At 37.8% G+C, this 16141-nt stretch carries 17 protein-coding genes; 4 read left to right on the top strand and 13 right to left on the bottom strand.

The genetic code is table 11. The annotated features are described in order from the left end of the window. Positions 1–124 precede the first annotated feature (124 nt). A complete protein-coding gene (locus B3D98_RS09365) occupies positions 125–1699 on the top strand; it encodes a hypothetical protein (RefSeq protein ID WP_288582625.1) in 1575 nt (524 codons plus the stop codon). Beyond that, on the top strand, positions 1696–4458 hold the full coding sequence (locus B3D98_RS09360) for a DEAD/DEAH box helicase (protein WP_288582623.1): 2763 nt from the start codon (positions 1696–1698) through the stop codon (positions 4456–4458). Before B3D98_RS09365 ends, B3D98_RS09360 begins: the two co-directional genes overlap by 4 nt. Before the next feature lie 242 nt (positions 4459–4700). Here B3D98_RS09360 and B3D98_RS09355 read toward each other — a convergent pair whose 3' ends face one another. After that, a complete protein-coding gene (locus B3D98_RS09355; protein ID WP_288582622.1) occupies positions 4701–5099 on the bottom strand; it encodes a single-stranded DNA-binding protein in 399 nt (132 codons plus the stop codon). A 297-nt stretch (positions 5100–5396) separates the two neighbouring features. Between B3D98_RS09355 and B3D98_RS09350 the strand changes: the two genes are divergently transcribed. Next, the gene (locus tag B3D98_RS09350) at positions 5397–5822 is read left to right on the top strand and encodes a YwpF family protein (protein WP_048395644.1); all 426 of its coding nucleotides are present in this window, start codon (positions 5397–5399) and stop codon (positions 5820–5822) included. Positions 5823–5906: 84 nt separating this feature from the next. Next, a complete protein-coding gene (locus B3D98_RS09345) occupies positions 5907–6872 on the top strand; it encodes a nuclease-related domain-containing protein (RefSeq protein ID WP_258859163.1) in 966 nt (321 codons plus the stop codon). Between the two features lie 195 nt (positions 6873–7067). On the opposite strand, the gene B3D98_RS09340 is transcribed toward B3D98_RS09345, so the two are convergent. From B3D98_RS09340 to B3D98_RS09285, 12 genes are all read right to left on the bottom strand, one after another. Then, positions 7068–7493, bottom strand: a complete 426-nt coding sequence (locus tag B3D98_RS09340; protein ID WP_048395642.1) for a hypothetical protein — start codon at positions 7491–7493, stop codon at positions 7068–7070. Between the two features lie 109 nt (positions 7494–7602). Continuing rightward, on the bottom strand, positions 7603–7986 hold the full coding sequence (locus B3D98_RS09335; RefSeq protein WP_048395640.1) for a hypothetical protein: 384 nt from the start codon (positions 7984–7986) through the stop codon (positions 7603–7605). Between the two features lie 147 nt (positions 7987–8133). After that, positions 8134–8577, bottom strand: a complete 444-nt coding sequence (gene fabZ / locus B3D98_RS09330) for a 3-hydroxyacyl-ACP dehydratase FabZ (RefSeq protein ID WP_016991806.1) — start codon at positions 8575–8577, stop codon at positions 8134–8136. A 56-nt stretch (positions 8578–8633) separates the two neighbouring features. Next, on the bottom strand, positions 8634–8924 hold the full coding sequence (locus B3D98_RS09325; protein ID WP_004269489.1) for a DNA-directed RNA polymerase subunit beta: 291 nt from the start codon (positions 8922–8924) through the stop codon (positions 8634–8636). A gap of 47 nt (positions 8925–8971) precedes the next feature. Next, positions 8972–9811 carry a flagellar hook-basal body protein gene (locus B3D98_RS09320; RefSeq protein WP_288582618.1) on the bottom strand — a complete coding sequence of 280 codons (840 nt, stop codon included), beginning with the start codon at positions 9809–9811 and terminating at the stop codon, positions 8972–8974. Between the two features lie 24 nt (positions 9812–9835). Continuing rightward, on the bottom strand, positions 9836–10669 hold the full coding sequence (locus B3D98_RS09315; protein ID WP_066036934.1) for a flagellar hook-basal body protein: 834 nt from the start codon (positions 10667–10669) through the stop codon (positions 9836–9838). A 21-nt stretch (positions 10670–10690) separates the two neighbouring features. Then, positions 10691–11686, bottom strand: a complete 996-nt coding sequence (locus B3D98_RS09310) for a rod shape-determining protein (protein WP_004269486.1) — start codon at positions 11684–11686, stop codon at positions 10691–10693. 209 nt (positions 11687–11895) lie between these two features. Beyond that, the gene (locus B3D98_RS09305) at positions 11896–12156 is read right to left on the bottom strand and encodes a sporulation transcriptional regulator SpoIIID (protein ID WP_025114760.1); all 261 of its coding nucleotides are present in this window, start codon (positions 12154–12156) and stop codon (positions 11896–11898) included. Between the two features lie 156 nt (positions 12157–12312). Beyond that, positions 12313–12990, bottom strand: a complete 678-nt coding sequence (locus B3D98_RS09300; protein ID WP_048395635.1) for a M23 family metallopeptidase — start codon at positions 12988–12990, stop codon at positions 12313–12315. A 37-nt stretch (positions 12991–13027) separates the two neighbouring features. Next, positions 13028–13966: a stage II sporulation protein D gene (gene spoIID, locus B3D98_RS09295; protein WP_048395630.1), complete on the bottom strand. Its 939-nt coding sequence runs from the start codon at positions 13964–13966 to the stop codon at positions 13028–13030. Positions 13967–14047: 81 nt separating this feature from the next. After that, positions 14048–15358: a UDP-N-acetylglucosamine 1-carboxyvinyltransferase gene (murA, locus tag B3D98_RS09290; RefSeq protein WP_048395622.1), complete on the bottom strand. Its 1311-nt coding sequence runs from the start codon at positions 15356–15358 to the stop codon at positions 14048–14050. Between the two features lie 463 nt (positions 15359–15821). Further along, entirely contained in the window at positions 15822–16061 is a 240-nt protein-coding gene (locus tag B3D98_RS09285; protein ID WP_004269481.1) for a DUF1146 family protein, read from the bottom strand. Positions 16062–16141: the final 80 nt, after the last annotated feature.

Here is a 16141-nt window from a genome sequence, read left to right as displayed (position 1 = left end):
TTTCTTTCTGATCATTCAGCTTATCATTACTGCATTTTAATCGTATAATGGAAGGACAGTCTTTTTTTCCTTTTTACAATAAACAATGTTAACTATAGCCATACATGATGAAAGGAGTGAGGTTATGGCATTGTCTATATCGCAATTAGCTAAGGAACATCAAGCATTTGTGCTGACTAAATTAAAAGAAGCTGAACAAGGGTTACATCCTTCCTCTACCGAAGATGAGGAACTAGTGCGCCGTGCTGTCTTTTCAGTAAGGAATAAGTCCATTGTTTTTGAACGATTTAATGGAGCAAGTTCTATATTATATGCAAGTGTTCAAGATGTCAGACCCGCTTCTGTTGAAATTGATTTTTCAAAGGAAGAGCTACATTGTAGCTGTCCTCAAGCAAAATGGTGTCGACATCAAATAGGTGCTTTACTCGCTCTCTACCAATATTTTGATTCTGTTCAAAATTGGTCGAGTGCTTGGCGTGCACAAAAATCTGTTCAATTAAAATCTTTAGCAGATGAGCGCAGCCCACAAAGCTGGTCGATGATGGTGGATGAGGTGATGAAACGATTATTACCACCTGGGCGCATACTAGAAGGTTATGGGCTTTCCGCTGTAAGAACTGATGCTTTGGAGCGTCTTCGTCGACATATGCCCTTTGAGCGTGAATGGCAACCTCTTTATAAGCTCTATATGGAGCTAACCATTTTTAATTCGATATGGCGACATTTAAATGAAACACCTGGACATTCGTTAGATTCACCTTATATGAAATATTTTATCGAACAAAGCACGCAATCTTTTGAGAGCATTCTTACAGAGCTTTCTAATCGATCACGACTATTTGCGACAGATCCATTTTATGATGCCATCCAAGAGCTAGTAAGAGAATTTTTATTAGAAAGACAAGGGCTTTTTGCCAATCGCCTTCGTCTATATATGCTACTATGGGCAGTACTTTTTTATGAGAAGCCTCGTCGTGAACAGGAATTGGCATTTATAAATAATCTTGTTCACTCTTCAGCAGAAATTTCTCTACAATCACTAAAATTATTATTTTATGTGCTATTACAGAAAGAGGATTTACTGCTTGAAAAGTTGGCACAGGTCGATTTACCACAAATGCAGGATTTGTTTGAACTAGCTACTTTTGCTCAACGTGCTGGAGAGTCAAATTCATTAGCAGTCATTTTACGAGCAATTTTACCTTTGACTGAAGTGTTTCTACAGGAGGTCGTTCCAGTCGTTCAGCGTGCCCAATACGTAAGGCAATTCCAACTTTTATTTGACGAGATTCAGCTTTCGGAGGAAGAGGAAGCAACGCTGTATAGTGCCTTTGGTGTGTATGGACTACAGCCGTTCTCAAGTTTTTTAATTAAAAAAGGTCGCTATCGGGAATGGGCAGCTCTGCATCAACTAAACCCATCATCCCTCTCTTACTTAGAAATGTGTGGATTAAAGGATGTATTACAGGTTGAACCTGCAACTGTTTTACCTTTATATCATGTCTATGCAATGGCTGAAATTGCGCAAAAATCACGCTTAAATTATAAACAGGCTGTGCGTATTTGGAAAAGTATGCGTAGCGCTGCAAAGCGAGCTGGTAAAGCAGCTTATTTTGAAACATATATGCAAACCATTCGTGCAGAATATAAACGACTACGTGCGTTACAAGAAGAAATTGAGAAAGGAAACTTAGTATGATGACAATAAATGCTCCTTCCCCTTTTTCCAAAACACAACAGCTCCGTATTGAAGTAGCTCGGGAAGGATATTTTACGTTGCAGGGTTTTACTGCAAATGGTACAACAATCGATGTTGATACATTAATTTCTTCGCTATTCTTTACTTATGAGGCAAACGTTTATGGATTATTAACAAATCGAGCAGATTTTACAATTCAAGTTTCTACAGCTGAGTTACTCGATATTTTTTCAACAAGCTTCCAGCACCCTTTCATCAATTGGAGTGGTGTAAATGAAGAAAGTATAGAATGGTTAAAAAAAGTTTACGCATTACAAGCATACTGGCAAGAGCCATCACTTTGGTCACATGCCGTGATTGCAGATGATTTTTCATCATTAACTTTCCCTATTGATCATATAGATTCAGCATTATTGGAAACAGCTGTACAGCAGAAGCTTTCACAGGTTGGGCTAATACTAACTGATTTACCAAAGTTATTACCCTTTTTCCTACGTGGAGGCTGGCCATTGGATCAAGCTCGTCAAGCTGGAGCTGTTTCCGTTTCTTTACGGTTAAGTGAGCCAGAAGAAGATGCCGATGTATGGTTATTAGAAACGGTGCTAAGCACTGCTACAACGAAAAACTACTGGACACCTGCTATTCGTAAACAATCCTTACCTATTGAAGAAGCACTACCTACAAAGTGGCGAATGTTTGCGACTGAAATTAAGCAGCAACAACAGCAAATTGTAGAACTTCTATCCACCGATACGATCAATAGTGATATCTTTATTCGTGTGACACTGGAAGATTTAGAAGTTCGCTCTTTTTTACGGGAAGATCTTGCTAGATTGCAGGCACTTGGTTTTGATGTTGTGCTGCCAGCATGGCTAAAGGATTTAAAACAATCCAAAATCCGAGTACGCGTTACAACTAGCAATGTTTCAACAAGGAAGGTAGCAGGTTTAGATGATATTTTAACGTTTAAATGGCAGTTTTCTATGAACGGACAAACGATTTCAGCTGAGCAATTTAAAAAACTTGTGGATGAGAAACGTGAATTTATTCGTATTGGTACTGAATGGTTCCGAGTAGATGCTAATTGGATGCAAGAAATGCGTGAATTGATGCAACAGGCAGAAGATGAAAGTTGGACTGTTCGAGAATTATTATTTAGGGAGTTACCAGAAGACCTGTCTGCCCCTCTTGAGGAAGAAGATGCAGATGATGCACTGAGAGATGATCCAATCTTTGCATTGGAAATGCAACAATCATTAAAAGCATACATGGAGCAACTTTTGGAGAAGAAAGGCTTACCTGCCGTCTCGATTCCATTGTCCCTACAAACCGAATTACGCCCTTATCAATTAGAAGGCTTTGAATGGTTAGTCTTTATGCGCCAACAAGGTTTCGGTGCATGTCTAGCTGATGATATGGGACTTGGAAAAACGGTTCAATTGATTACCTATTTGCTCCATATTTATGAGTCATCAACTTACACAAAGCCATCCATCATTATTTGTCCCACTTCAGTACTTGGGAACTGGCAAAAAGAACTTGCTCGATTTGCCCCGTCCCTGATTGTGCATACACATTATCAAGCAAATCGAGCAAAGGATGAAGAGTTTAAAAAGCTAGTGACAGCAGAAAGGCCACATGTCATTTTATCAACCTATGGTACTGTGTCACAGGATACTGAATTTTTACAGGATATCGAATGGGCAACGGTAGTACTTGATGAAGCACAAAACATAAAAAATATGCAAACATTACAATCGAAAGCCATTCGTAAATTGCTAGGTGACCATCACATAGCTCTTACTGGGACACCTGTAGAAAATCGTTTATCTGAGTTATGGGCTATTTTTGATTTCATTCATAAGGGCTATCTAGGTAGTTTTGGTCGCTTCAATGAAGAATTTATTTTGCCTATTGAACGAGACGAATCAGAGTCGCATAAGCAGAAGCTTCGAGCTAAAATTCAGCCATTCTTATTGCGTCGTACAAAGCGAGATCCACATTTACAGCTTAACTTACCAGATAAGCTAGAATCGAATGAATATTGTCCATTAACAACAGAGCAAGCTTCACTCTATGAGGGCTATATTTTAGAGACGCTTGATCAGTTGGAGCAGTTAACAGGCTTTCAAAAAAAGGGACGCGTCTTAAAGATGCTCAGTAAATTAAAGCAACTATGTAATCATCCTGCCTTATATTTAAAGGAACCTTTCGAGGATGCCGAAACAATGCTTGCACGTTCGACTAAGCTAGAACGCATTGTACAAATGGCAGCTGAGATTGTGGACAATGGCGAGCAATGTCTCATCTTTACACAATACATTGGAATGGGACAATTGCTACAACATTGCTTTAGTGAAATATATAATGTAGATGCACCTTTTTTAACTGGTGCCATGCCTAAGCAGCAGCGAGACCGCTTAGTAGAGGCTTTCCAGGCAGGAGATTTCCCTATATTTATCCTTTCTTTGAAAGCTGGTGGAACAGGACTTAATTTAACAGCAGCTAATCATGTTTTACATGCAGATCGCTGGTGGAATCCTGCTGTTGAAAACCAAGCAACAGATCGAGCATATCGCATCGGACAGACACAATTTGTGCAGGTCCATAAATTTGTGACAATTGGCACGATCGAGGAAAAAATTGATAAGATGCTGGTGCAGAAATCTGCATTATCCGAAGAGCTTATTCAATCAAGCCAGTGGTTGACCGAGTTAGAAGATCAAGAACTCCGCGATTTAATAACATTAGATATATAATAAATGAGATGCGCCAAGAGCAAATAGTTCTTGGCGCTCTTTTAGTGGAACTTGCTACTTCTTTTCCCTACTTACTTCATTATTCGTATTTAGTTGTGTTGAAAATTCCATTGCTGTGCGGTCTTCAGCAATGTTTATTAGTGTTACACATCACTCCTTTCTGTTTGTTACGGTGCAAGAAATATAAGGAGAATGGCGGATCAGACAATGAATGTTCTTGCCCCGTATGTAAACTATACTTGCTAAGGTAAAACAAAATCCTTTAAGTGTTCCTGTTCATTCGGTGGCTGTGGCGGTATAGTAACTGCTTCGTCACTATCTCTTTGTTTAAGTTGATAAAATCTAACATCCTCAACCACTATCTCTGTCATAAAAATCTTAGTGCTTTCCTCATTTACAAATGACCTTGTTTGAATACGGCCAGTGGTACCGATTAATGAACCTTTACCGCAATATTTAACGATATTCTCTGCAAGCCTTCCCCAAGCTGTACAGAAAACAAAATCTGTATCTACTTCCCCTTGATTGTTTTTAAAATTACGATTAATGGCTAGTGAGAAATGAGTTTGCACACGATTTCCAGATAAGTAACGTAACACCGGGTCTTTTGTAAACCTTCCAACCAATCCGACTTGATTCATTCATTCACCTCCTTTGCTTTTGATTGCTCTCATCTTACAAAATGATTCCGGTATTCGCAAAAATCAATATTGTTAATTTCCTTCAGTTTTTGTGCATAAATTGGGTAAATCGGCATTTTTATTTTTCTATTTTTTATTAATTTTCTAGCTGAATGCTTTAGGCTGTAATGGCAAATGCTATTCCATGAAATCTGCAATTTCGCAGTTTTTGAAAAACCGTCACAGGTGCGCATCACAAACAACAACTGTCTCATGTGTTATACTAAAAGAATGACAGACTTAGGAGGAATATACATATTGAAAACCTTTAAAATGCTTTCCTTTGACCTTGTCACAAAAGATGGCGTGCAACCATTCCCTTTAATCGATGGCATCATTATTAATCAGGAAAATAGCCATCAATCTTGGGTACTTGAATTGTTTATGGAAAAACAATATCGCTCAACCTTTGATGAGCTCTTAGCAAATGCTACAGTCTTCAATGTACGTGCAGTTATTTCATTTCCAGATAATGAACCCGCTCCTTTTCAGGTGATCGTACATACTGTTGAAGAAATCGGTAATCATGTTTCAGTCCTATTAAAAGGTACGCTTAAAATTAAACGATCAAAATATGCAGAACAATTACTTTCCGAGCTACTTGCTGAGGGTGTTTCTTTAGAGGATTTACTGGATCGCTTTACACAAGATATGAAAAAGCGACCAAAATTAAAAAATGACTGACGATGCGAATTTTGCATCGTTTTTTTATTGGACAAGCAGTAATTTTTTTGTACAATACAATTTAAAAAAGGAGGGTTACATTTGGTGGTTGCTATAAGGAAGAAGCCTTTAAAATTATTATGGCTTGAGGCTTTGATGAGGCGTCTTTTAAAGGATGATGTAGAATATCATTATTATCAAGAGCAGTATCGTCGACTAGATGCAGGGTTTGCTGGCGAGCAAAAGGTTGATCGCGTATGGCATGAATTAATATATCCAAATACCTTTTTTGTCTTACATAATTTATGTCTTATGAACACGGCTCAACATCTGCATCAGATTGATACGCTTTTTATTTGTCCCCATTTTATGTTGGTTGTAGAAATCAAAAACATACATGGTCGTCTTGAATTTGATCAACACACACATCAATGCACACGCACAAGGGTTGATGGTACTGTTGAAGGATTTCCAAATGCTCTTACTCAAACTGAGCGTCATATGGAATTTCTTAAAAATCTGATTACAAGTTATTCCCTTCCTGTTGAAGGGGCTGTTGTTATAGCAAATCCTTCCACAATCATCGTCAATTCAACTAGTACTCTTCCCATTTTTCATGCGTCCGGACTTCATAAGTATCTCCAGTCGCTTTTTAAAAAGCACCCTAAAAAATTAATAGATAATCAATTAACCCAATTAGTGCACCTACTACTTTCTAAACAAATTATTCCTCAGATTCATACATCAATTGCCCCATCACGATTTCGACACGGTGTTCTTTGTCCAAAATGTACCTATCAAAATAATATGTACTTCCATCGTGGCATTTGGAAATGTTCATTTTGTCATTATAGAAGTATAGAAATTTTCGCAGAGGCTTTGCTTGATTATCGGTTATTGATTAGTCATTCTATTACCAATAAACAGTTACGAGCGTTTTTTAGAATTAATTCTAACGATGCAGCTACTCGATTGCTACGGAAGTTTAAGTTTCCATATACCGGTACCTATAAGAATCGTGTTTACCATTTACCAGAAAATTTACTGGAGCATATGAAGAATTTTTTTTGATGGGGGTTTTGCTTAGCTTTTAGGTATTCACCCTGCTTCCGCTGGTATTCGCTTTGCTTCCGCTGGTATTCACTCTGTTTTCGCGGGTACTTACTCTGCTTCCGCGAGTATTAGGTCTGCTACCGCGGGTATTCACTTCGCTTTCCTCTAAATTGAAAAAAGAGTGTTTTCCTCAGAGGAAACACTCTTTTTATGTTATCGGTTATTCATACCATCACGGTATTTTTCAGTGTTGTTTACTTTATCGTCGACAACATCATTATTATTGTTACCGTTCATGTTGTCATTACGTTCAACACCATTTACACCGTTTGCATTTGGTGTGTTGTCATAGCCGTTTGTGCTGTTGATATCGGCATTTGAACCAGGTGTTGTTGCTTCAGGTAATGTTGTATTATCGTTAACAGTACCTCGATCTACACCATTCCCATTTACATTATTGCGATCGTATGCATCGTCACGATTATTCGGATCTAATGCGTCCTCGACATCGTCGACTCCTCGACGTACGTCATTCTCGACTTCTCGAACAGGGTGATCTTCTACTGCATTATTTCCCCAGTTACAACCTCCAAGGAATGCAGTTGCAAGAATGATGGTTAAAAATGACATTTTCCACATAGTAAAAAACCTCCTTTCTTGGGTACTATGTCATCAAATACATCTACTGTATTTGTGATCCTACATAGATTGCCCGAGAAAGGAGGGAACTATCCGATTTTTGTACAAACTATTTTTGTTTTTCTTTTAATAACTGTTCAATATATGCTGCCTCTGCTTTACAGTCGTAGCTATAGTTTGTGCCTAGCTCTTTTTGCAATGCCTCGATTGTTTCGACTTGCTGTGCTGTTGGTTCTTCATTTAAAATTTTGGCAATAACCTCATCGATTTTTTGTGCCATTTCTTCATGAAACTGTGCGCTCATCAATGTATCAGCAGGGATTTTTTCGATCCACGCGGCATTCTCCTGAAAATAAGTCTGCCAGTTTGCAATGAAGTCTTCCATGGAAAAGCGCTCTTCATCCCAACCAATACTTGCTAAGTATGTTTCAAAAGATGTTGAAATCGAACGAGTAATGCTAATTTTAATACCTGAAGACAATTCCTTATACATCTTAATAATCCTCCTACGTTTGTAAAACCTAAAAATTACATCTATTTCAATTCACAATCGCTTATTTACCATCGCAATTTAAGAACCTACTAATCAATTTTTGACTTGACTTTATCTATTTTATATCTTTTGGTCTACAAATGCAAATTAAGCTTGTTTAGGCTGTTCAGGCCCAATTGCAAATAGAATATCGGCTTCACATACAAGTTCTCCATCTACAGTTGCTACACCATGACCTTTACCCATTGCGCCACGAAGTTTTACAAATTCTACTTCCAATTTAAGTTGGTCGCCAGGTACGACTTGACGCTTGAAACGACAATTATCAACACCCGTTAAAAACGCTAAACGACCCTTAAATTCTTCAGCATTTAATAAAGCCACTCCACCTACTTGAGCTAAAGCTTCCACAATTAACACACCTGGCATAACTGGATAACCTGGGAAGTGCCCATTAAAAAAATCTTCGTTAATTGAAACGTTTTTTAATCCTACTGCACGCTTCCCTTCTTCTAATTCAATGATGCGATCGACGAATAAAAAAGGATAGCGGTGTGGTAAAATTGCTTGAATTTGTTCTGCAGTTAACATGTCATTTCCCCCTCAAAAATAAAGTATGTATACACAAAGTAAGGTAAAGAATAATGTTATTCTTTACCATTCATAATATCAAATATATGCTGCCATGTTTCTCGTTTAAAAATATCCATAGCATTGCCTTCTCCAATAACGCTAAAGCCAAACATTGCGCCTAATGCTGCGGCAACAACGACTAAAATGAGAACAATTACAATGCGTAACCAAATCGGAATCAGTCGGATTTGCACCCATCGAACCTCGCGTTGCTCTCCAGTCGAGCGGCGTTCTTTCTTTTCTGGTTGCGGTTGCGTATCGGTTTCTTGTGTCGGCACAGAACGTCGACGTGAATCGTTTGTCATAGATTGTACTCCTCTTCATTCCTTACTATGCGTTTTTGGATAACTTCCTATCGAATGCCATTAATAAGTCCTAGCATTTGATCTGCTAATGTCACCGCTCTTGCGTTGAATTGATAAGAACGTTGTGTTTGAATGAGTTCTGTCATTTCTTTCGAGAGGTTAACATTGGACATTTCTAGTGTACCACTTTGCATGCCAATTTGCTGACGGTTGGCTCCCACAAGCTCTGTCAAAACTTCTGCCTGCGTATAGCCAAGTTCAGCTAAATTATTAGGTAATCCCATATAAGAACCGGCAACATGCTCCATTAATTGCGGTTTTTGGAATTCTGTTACAGCTAAATCCGTACGAATAATATCCCCATTTGGATAAGATGCTTCTAATACGCCACCATCTCGAACAGCAAATTTTTGAACCGTGTCTGATAATGTAATAGCTTGTCCTGCAGCATTAGCTACTGGATAACCCTCTGCTGTTACAAGCATAACTGTTCCATTATTCAATGGAGATAAATAAAAGTCACCTTGTCGAGTATACACTGTTTCAGTTCCATTTTCACCATCTGGCATCAAAATATTGAAATATTGTTTCGCTTTTGTGAAAGCTAAGTCTAAATCACGATTAGTTGTTTGTAATGAACCTTGCTTTTCATTGGATTTAATTTGTCCAATCATTGCGCCTGATCCATAGCGAATACCAACAGGTGTTTGTCGTTCTGCACGATCCTGCTTATCATTATTAAATTGCTGATAAAGTAATTCATTAAAGGATGCTTCCTTTGTTTTATAGCCTGTTGTATTACTGTTAGCAATGTTATTACTAATGGTATCCAGTTTGTTTTGTAATTGCCCCATTGTGTTTGTAGCTGTAATCATTGTCCGTAGCATTGATAAAAGCCTCCTGTTCGCCCATTAAATTTTTCCGATTTCATTTACAGCCTTTTCCATGCTACGATCATAAGCTTGTAATACTTTTTGATTTGCTTCAAATGCACGGTAGGCAGTCATTAAATCTGTCATTGTGCGACCAGAATCTACGTTTGACCCTTCTAAAAAGTTTTGACGTAGTGTAAAGGAAACACCATTCGCTCCATAAGCTGTTGGCAAGTTCTCACCATTTTCTGTACGAATAAGACCATTATCTTGTTTTTGTAGCATGTTCGGGTTAGCAGCAAATGATACACCAACACGAGCTACTTGTTGATTATTTACAAAGATAGCGCCACTTTCATCTAATCGGAAATCATCATTTGGTAGCTGGATACGTTGCCCAGCATCATTTAGTACATATAATCCTTGACCGTTAACTAAATAGCCTTGCCCATCTAACGTGAAATTACCATTACGTGTGTAAGCCTCACCACCAGCAGGATGTTCTAGTCGGAAGAAAATTGAACCCATAACCCCATCTTCATTTTGTGGTAAGTTTCCATTAATCAATGCCATATCTGTTGTAAAATCAGTATTATAGATTTGGCCTTGTATGTAATTTGGCAATGTTTCTTGTAAATATGTCCCTGTATTTAAAGCTCCTACTTGACTCATATATTCAGCGCCGGCTTGTTGGTGAGCAGGAGCATTTGTTTTTCCAATGCTAGACATTAGCATATCTGGGAATGAGCGAATCGTAGATTGATCTGCCTTAAATCCTGGTGTATTCGCATTTGATAAATTATTGGTAAGTAATTCTGTTCTTCTTTGTTGCGTGATCATACCTGTTGCAACTGTATAAAATCCTTTAAACAAAGAAATCACCTCATTTTATTTTTATAAGGATGCTGGCACACGATCAATATTTTCAAGCATGATACCTGTACCAATGGCTACACAATCCATAGGTCTCTCTGCAATAAAAACAGGTACCTTTAACTCTTCTATTAATAGCTGGTCCATTCCATGTAATAATGCACCACCACCAGTTATAATCACTCCACGATCAATGATATCGGCTGATAGTTCAGGTGGTGTTTTTTCTAAGACATTTTTAGCTGACTGGACAATCATGGCTACTGATTCATGTAGTGCACGTTCAATTTCTTCAGACTCAATTGTAATTGTACGTGGTAAACCTGTTACCATATCACGGCCACGAATATCCATTGTATCATTGCGACTACCTTTGAAAACTGTACCAATTGTCATTTTGATTGCCTCTGCAGTACGTTCTCCAATCAGCAATTTATATTCTTTTTTAATATATTGTAAAATATCGTTATCAAACACATCGCCTGCTACTTTAATGGATTCACTTGTTACGATATCACCCATTGATAGAACTGCGATATCTGTCGTTCCGCCCCCGATATCGACTACCATATTTCCACTTGGTTGGAAAATATCCATTCCAGCACCTATTGCTGCAACTTTTGGCTCTTCCTCTAAATATACTTTTTTACCACCGGATTTTTCAGCAGCTTCACGAATTGCCTTTTGTTCAACACTTGTAATATTCGTTGGACAACAAATTAATATGCGTGGCTTCGCCAAAAATCCTTTTACGTTTAATTTATTGATGAAATGTCTTAACATCGCCTCTGTCACATCAAAATCTGCAATGACTCCGTCTCTTAGTGGACGAATAGCTGTGATATTACCTGGCGTTCTCCCTACCATTTGGCGGGCTTCTTCCCCAACCGCTAATACTTTATTTGTCTTTTTATCGATCGCCACAACAGATGGTTCATTGAGGACGATCCCTTTCCCTTTAACGTGGATTAATACGTTCGCAGTCCCTAAGTCAATGCCAATATCTTTCGAAAACATTTTATAATTTCTCCTTCCCGCCAGTTCCAACTACATAACGTTCATTTTATCTCTTTATCTAGAATATTTTATCATATTCTATTGGTAATTTCACCTAAATTTAGTGAATAAGACTGTTTTCTTTTTAGGCAGTGAACGGCTATAATATAGAATTACTATTCTTAGAAAATCATCACTTATGCTTGTCCAACACAACAAAAAAGAACGAATCAATCTTGACTCGCTCTTTCTTTCCACTTGTTTTTCGTTGCTTCTCCTCCGCGAATATGACGTACGGCCTTATGGTAGGCGAGTATTTCTTTCACTTGGTCAGCTAATCCTTCATGAATTGTTGGTAATCGCTCTGTTAAATCCTTGTGCACCGTACTTTTTGAATAACCAGTCATTTTCGCGAGGACTCGCACAGTCTCACGCGTCTCAATCAGTAATTCACCGAGGCGTATGCAGCGCTTCCGAATGTGCTCATGCACGTTCTTCGTCCTTTCCACACAATTTCACAAAATGCTTTGGCAATCAGATGCACATTTGCGCATTTCTTCACCTTATGTGAGGACAAAGCTATTCAGAACACGTTTTGCATTTTCTTGATAAAATGCTGACTTTTTATGCGTTACTAGCTTTTCTCATTAAAAAGCTAGTAATTTTTTCGGATTGATATATTTTCCGTTTTCAAGAATTTCGAAATGCATGTGGACGCCAGCCGCTTGATTCCACTCGTTGTCAGTCGCTTTTCCTAATGCTTGACCTTGTGTAACCTCATCGCCTTCTTTAACAGCGATATCCTTCACAGAGCTATAGTGTGTCTGCATACCATTTGGATGCTCGATCACAATCTTATTGCCTGTAAATGCGTCTAGTTTTACCTCTAGTACTTTACCACTCATAGCAGCTAGTACTTCAAACTCTTCACCATTCATAGCAATAGAGATTCCTGAAGATGTAGTAAATGTTTGATTAAATACCATTAGTGCATTTTCACGAGACTCTTCATTTGCCTCTAACTCGTAAAATTCTTGTAAGACTTGTACTTTACTAAAATTCTCTTCTTTGAATGGATACTTCATGTTTTCAGTTCGTGCATTAGTTTCCACTACAGGACCTGGATCTACTTCAGCTAAATCTGGTAAAGGAGCCTCTTCTACTTTTGATACGAGACTATTGTAACCAAATAACAATCCTGCTAGAACAAGTGCACCACCTGTGTAAACTACTGGCCAAAACCACGGTTTCTTTTGTAATTGGCCATTTTCCTTTTGATTTGGATCTTGGTTTTGAGAAGCTTTATTATTTTTATCCTCTCTCATTTTCATCACCTCTAGTTGCAGTGTGAACAACTAGAAGTTATTTTAAACATGCATCTATTTTTTTTATTTCAATATCTTGATAATAATAGTGTAAAATTTCAGCAGCTGTTTTTCCTTCATTTGCCATTGCCTCAGCTCCATATTGACTCATGCCCACTCCATGCCCATAACCTTGAGTTTTCACTTGAACTTTTCTTTTATTGGCATTAAAGATGATTGTGAAATCAGTTGATGGTATACCAAGGAGCGTTCTTACCTCTCTCCCTGTCCAGACGTTATTCCCTAGCTGTAAACGTTCTACTCGTCCAGAATCATTATAAAATAACTGGATACGATTAAAATCACTAGGTTGCCATTGTATAGGCCAGAGCTTATTCCATTGAGCTAAAGTCCATTCTTGCTCAGCCTCAAACTTAGGAGATGTTTGATCAGATATACTTGCAACACTTTGCAAATATGGAATATCATTTCCACCATATCCATAAGCACTTTCTGTTTTACCATTGCTTGTTGAATGAAACATGGCTGTAATCAATTCATTATTATAAAGAATAACTTGTCCTTGTGTTTCATTGATAGCTTCGACAATTTTCTTTTCATTTCCCAGGAAATTGCTAGCCCAATTCGCCTTTCTTTGCTCTTCATCATAGAAGACTTGCTTTGCCACAGTTGGGGCGATCGCAATTTTTCCGTAATTTGTCGTTTTCAACGCATAGGTGCGTGCTGCAATAGCTTGTGCCTTCAATGCCTCTTTTTTAAAAGAAACGGGCATTTCTGCAGCAACTACTCCTGTAATATACGTTTCCAAAGGGATTTTTTCTTCTTGCCCCTCCACTTCTATAAATATTTCACAAGCATTCTTATCACTAGTTTGAGGTATGATAGCCTCTTGTCTTTCACTAAACCCTACTATAGGAAGCATATATAATGCCCCAATTAAGCAAATGACACCTATACTAATCATCCATTTTTTCATAAGGAATAATATGCTAGATTTCTTGTAGTTATGAGAAAACAAAAACCCTCTGCATAAAAAGCAAAGGGTTTTAAAATCTATTTAGTTTGTAGGCAATTCAACTGTTACATCTTCAATTGTCACTACTTCTTCTGTAATACGTTCAATATTAGCACCAAGAGATGCTAATTTTCCATGGAAATCAACATAACCACGATCTAAATGATGAAGTTTTGTGACACGTGTCATTCCTTCTGATACAAGACCCGCTAAAATTAATGCAGCCGCAGCTCGTAAATCCGTTGCCATTACCTCAGCTCCCTGAAGATCCACAGGCCCCTCGATAAACACAGAACGTCCCTCTATTTTAGCACCAGCATTCATGCGACGGAATTCCTCAACATGCATAAAACGATTTTCGAATACCGTTTCTGTAATAATACTCGTACCTTCAGCAGTAAGCATTAACGCCATCATTTGTGATTGCATATCTGTTGGGAAACCAGGATGTGGCATTGTTTTGATATCAACTGCTTTTAGTGTTTTGGGAACTCGTACACGGATTCCTTCATCCAACTCAGTAATTTCTACACCCATCTCACGCATTTTAGCTATTAAAGCAGTCATATGCTCAGGAACTGCGTTTTCAATCACCACATCTCCTCTCGTAATAGCTGCTGCCACCATAAATGTACCAGCTTCAATACGGTCAGGAATAATATGATGCTCTACTCCATATAATGTATCGACTCCTTCGATACGAATCGTATTTGTCCCCGCTCCGATTACACGGCCACCCATACTATTAATAAAGTTTGCAAGATCCACGATTTCAGGCTCTTTCGCTGCATTTTCAATTACAGTTGTCCCTTCAGCTAAAGATGCAGCTGTCATAATATTTTCAGTTGCCCCAACACTTGGGAAATCCAAATACACATTCGCCCCTTTTAAGCGACCCTCTGTCTTCGCCTCAACATAGCCATGGCCAAATGAAATTTTTGCACCCATTGCTTCAAAACCTTTTAAGTGTAATTCAATCGGACGTGATCCAATTGCACAGCCTCCAGGAAGTGCTACACGTGCATAGCCATTACGAGCAAGTAGAGATCCCATTACTAAAATAGATGCACGCATTTTACTAACAAATTCAAATTGAGCTTCACTTGAAAGTTCTTTTGTTGCATCTATATATACGGCATTATCTTCAGGTATATATGTAACTGCTGCGTTTAAACTTTTAAGTACTTCATTTATTGTAAAGACGTCTGCTAAATTAGGGACTTCTTTAATTACATTTTCTCCTTTTGAAGCAAGTAAAGCTGCTGCAAGGATTGGTAACACTGCATTTTTTGCGCCCTCTACACGTACTTTTCCCTGTAGTTTTTGGCCGCCAGTCACTATTATTTTATCCACCCTATGTCCCTCCGAATTCAATCTATTAACCTACCAAATTTTTATTTTAATAAAGAAGTATAATGTCATAATCAGTAAACAAACAACTCTATAGTACAACTTTTCTAACGCTCGTTCAAGCGTCCAAATCACTATTTTAAGCCATTATTAGATTTTTTGCTATTTATTTATTGTACGCTGCTAATTTTTTTTTGTGAATGACCAATAACCCGTTCGCTTCTAATACATACCCAAAGATATATGAATAAAAAACAACTTTTCACTTTTTTCTATAAAAAATGAAGTGGCAGGCCCTATTATCGTACATTTATCAATGGATATCTTGGTAGCTAATAGCGTAAAATTCATAAGAATTTAATGTATTAGCGTCTTTTTACATAGTTCAAAGGGCCACACAAATGGTATTATAAAGTCCTTTGAAGTATGTAGACCTATAAATTTATGAAAGAAAGCAACGAATTCTTTAAAATAAATAAGGAAGTTTGCCTGACCAGCTAGATATTTGAAGAAAGAAATTAGATACTGCTGAGCCTATCGCAATACTAAGTAAAATATAAATGAGCTGAATTTGAAAAACTCGATTCTTTTTAAATAGTTTTTCGATCATAAAAGCTTGTAATGCGTAAAAAGTAATAGCAATAAAAAATAGGTGAGATAAAATACCCAATAAAGCTTCTTGTCCGATCGCTTCATATATTTCCATGTAGCATCCTCCATTTCTCCTTCAATATGTTTATTCACCTTAAAAAACGGGCAGATGCGATATCTGCCCGTTAAAAATGA

This window comes from Lysinibacillus sp. UBA5994, from assembly GCF_002429725.1.
Classification (GTDB): Bacteria; Bacillota; Bacilli; order Bacillales_A; family Planococcaceae; genus Lysinibacillus; species Lysinibacillus capsici.
The sequence above is the reverse complement of the archived record's forward strand: the minus strand, read 5'-3'. Positions and strand labels throughout refer to the sequence as shown.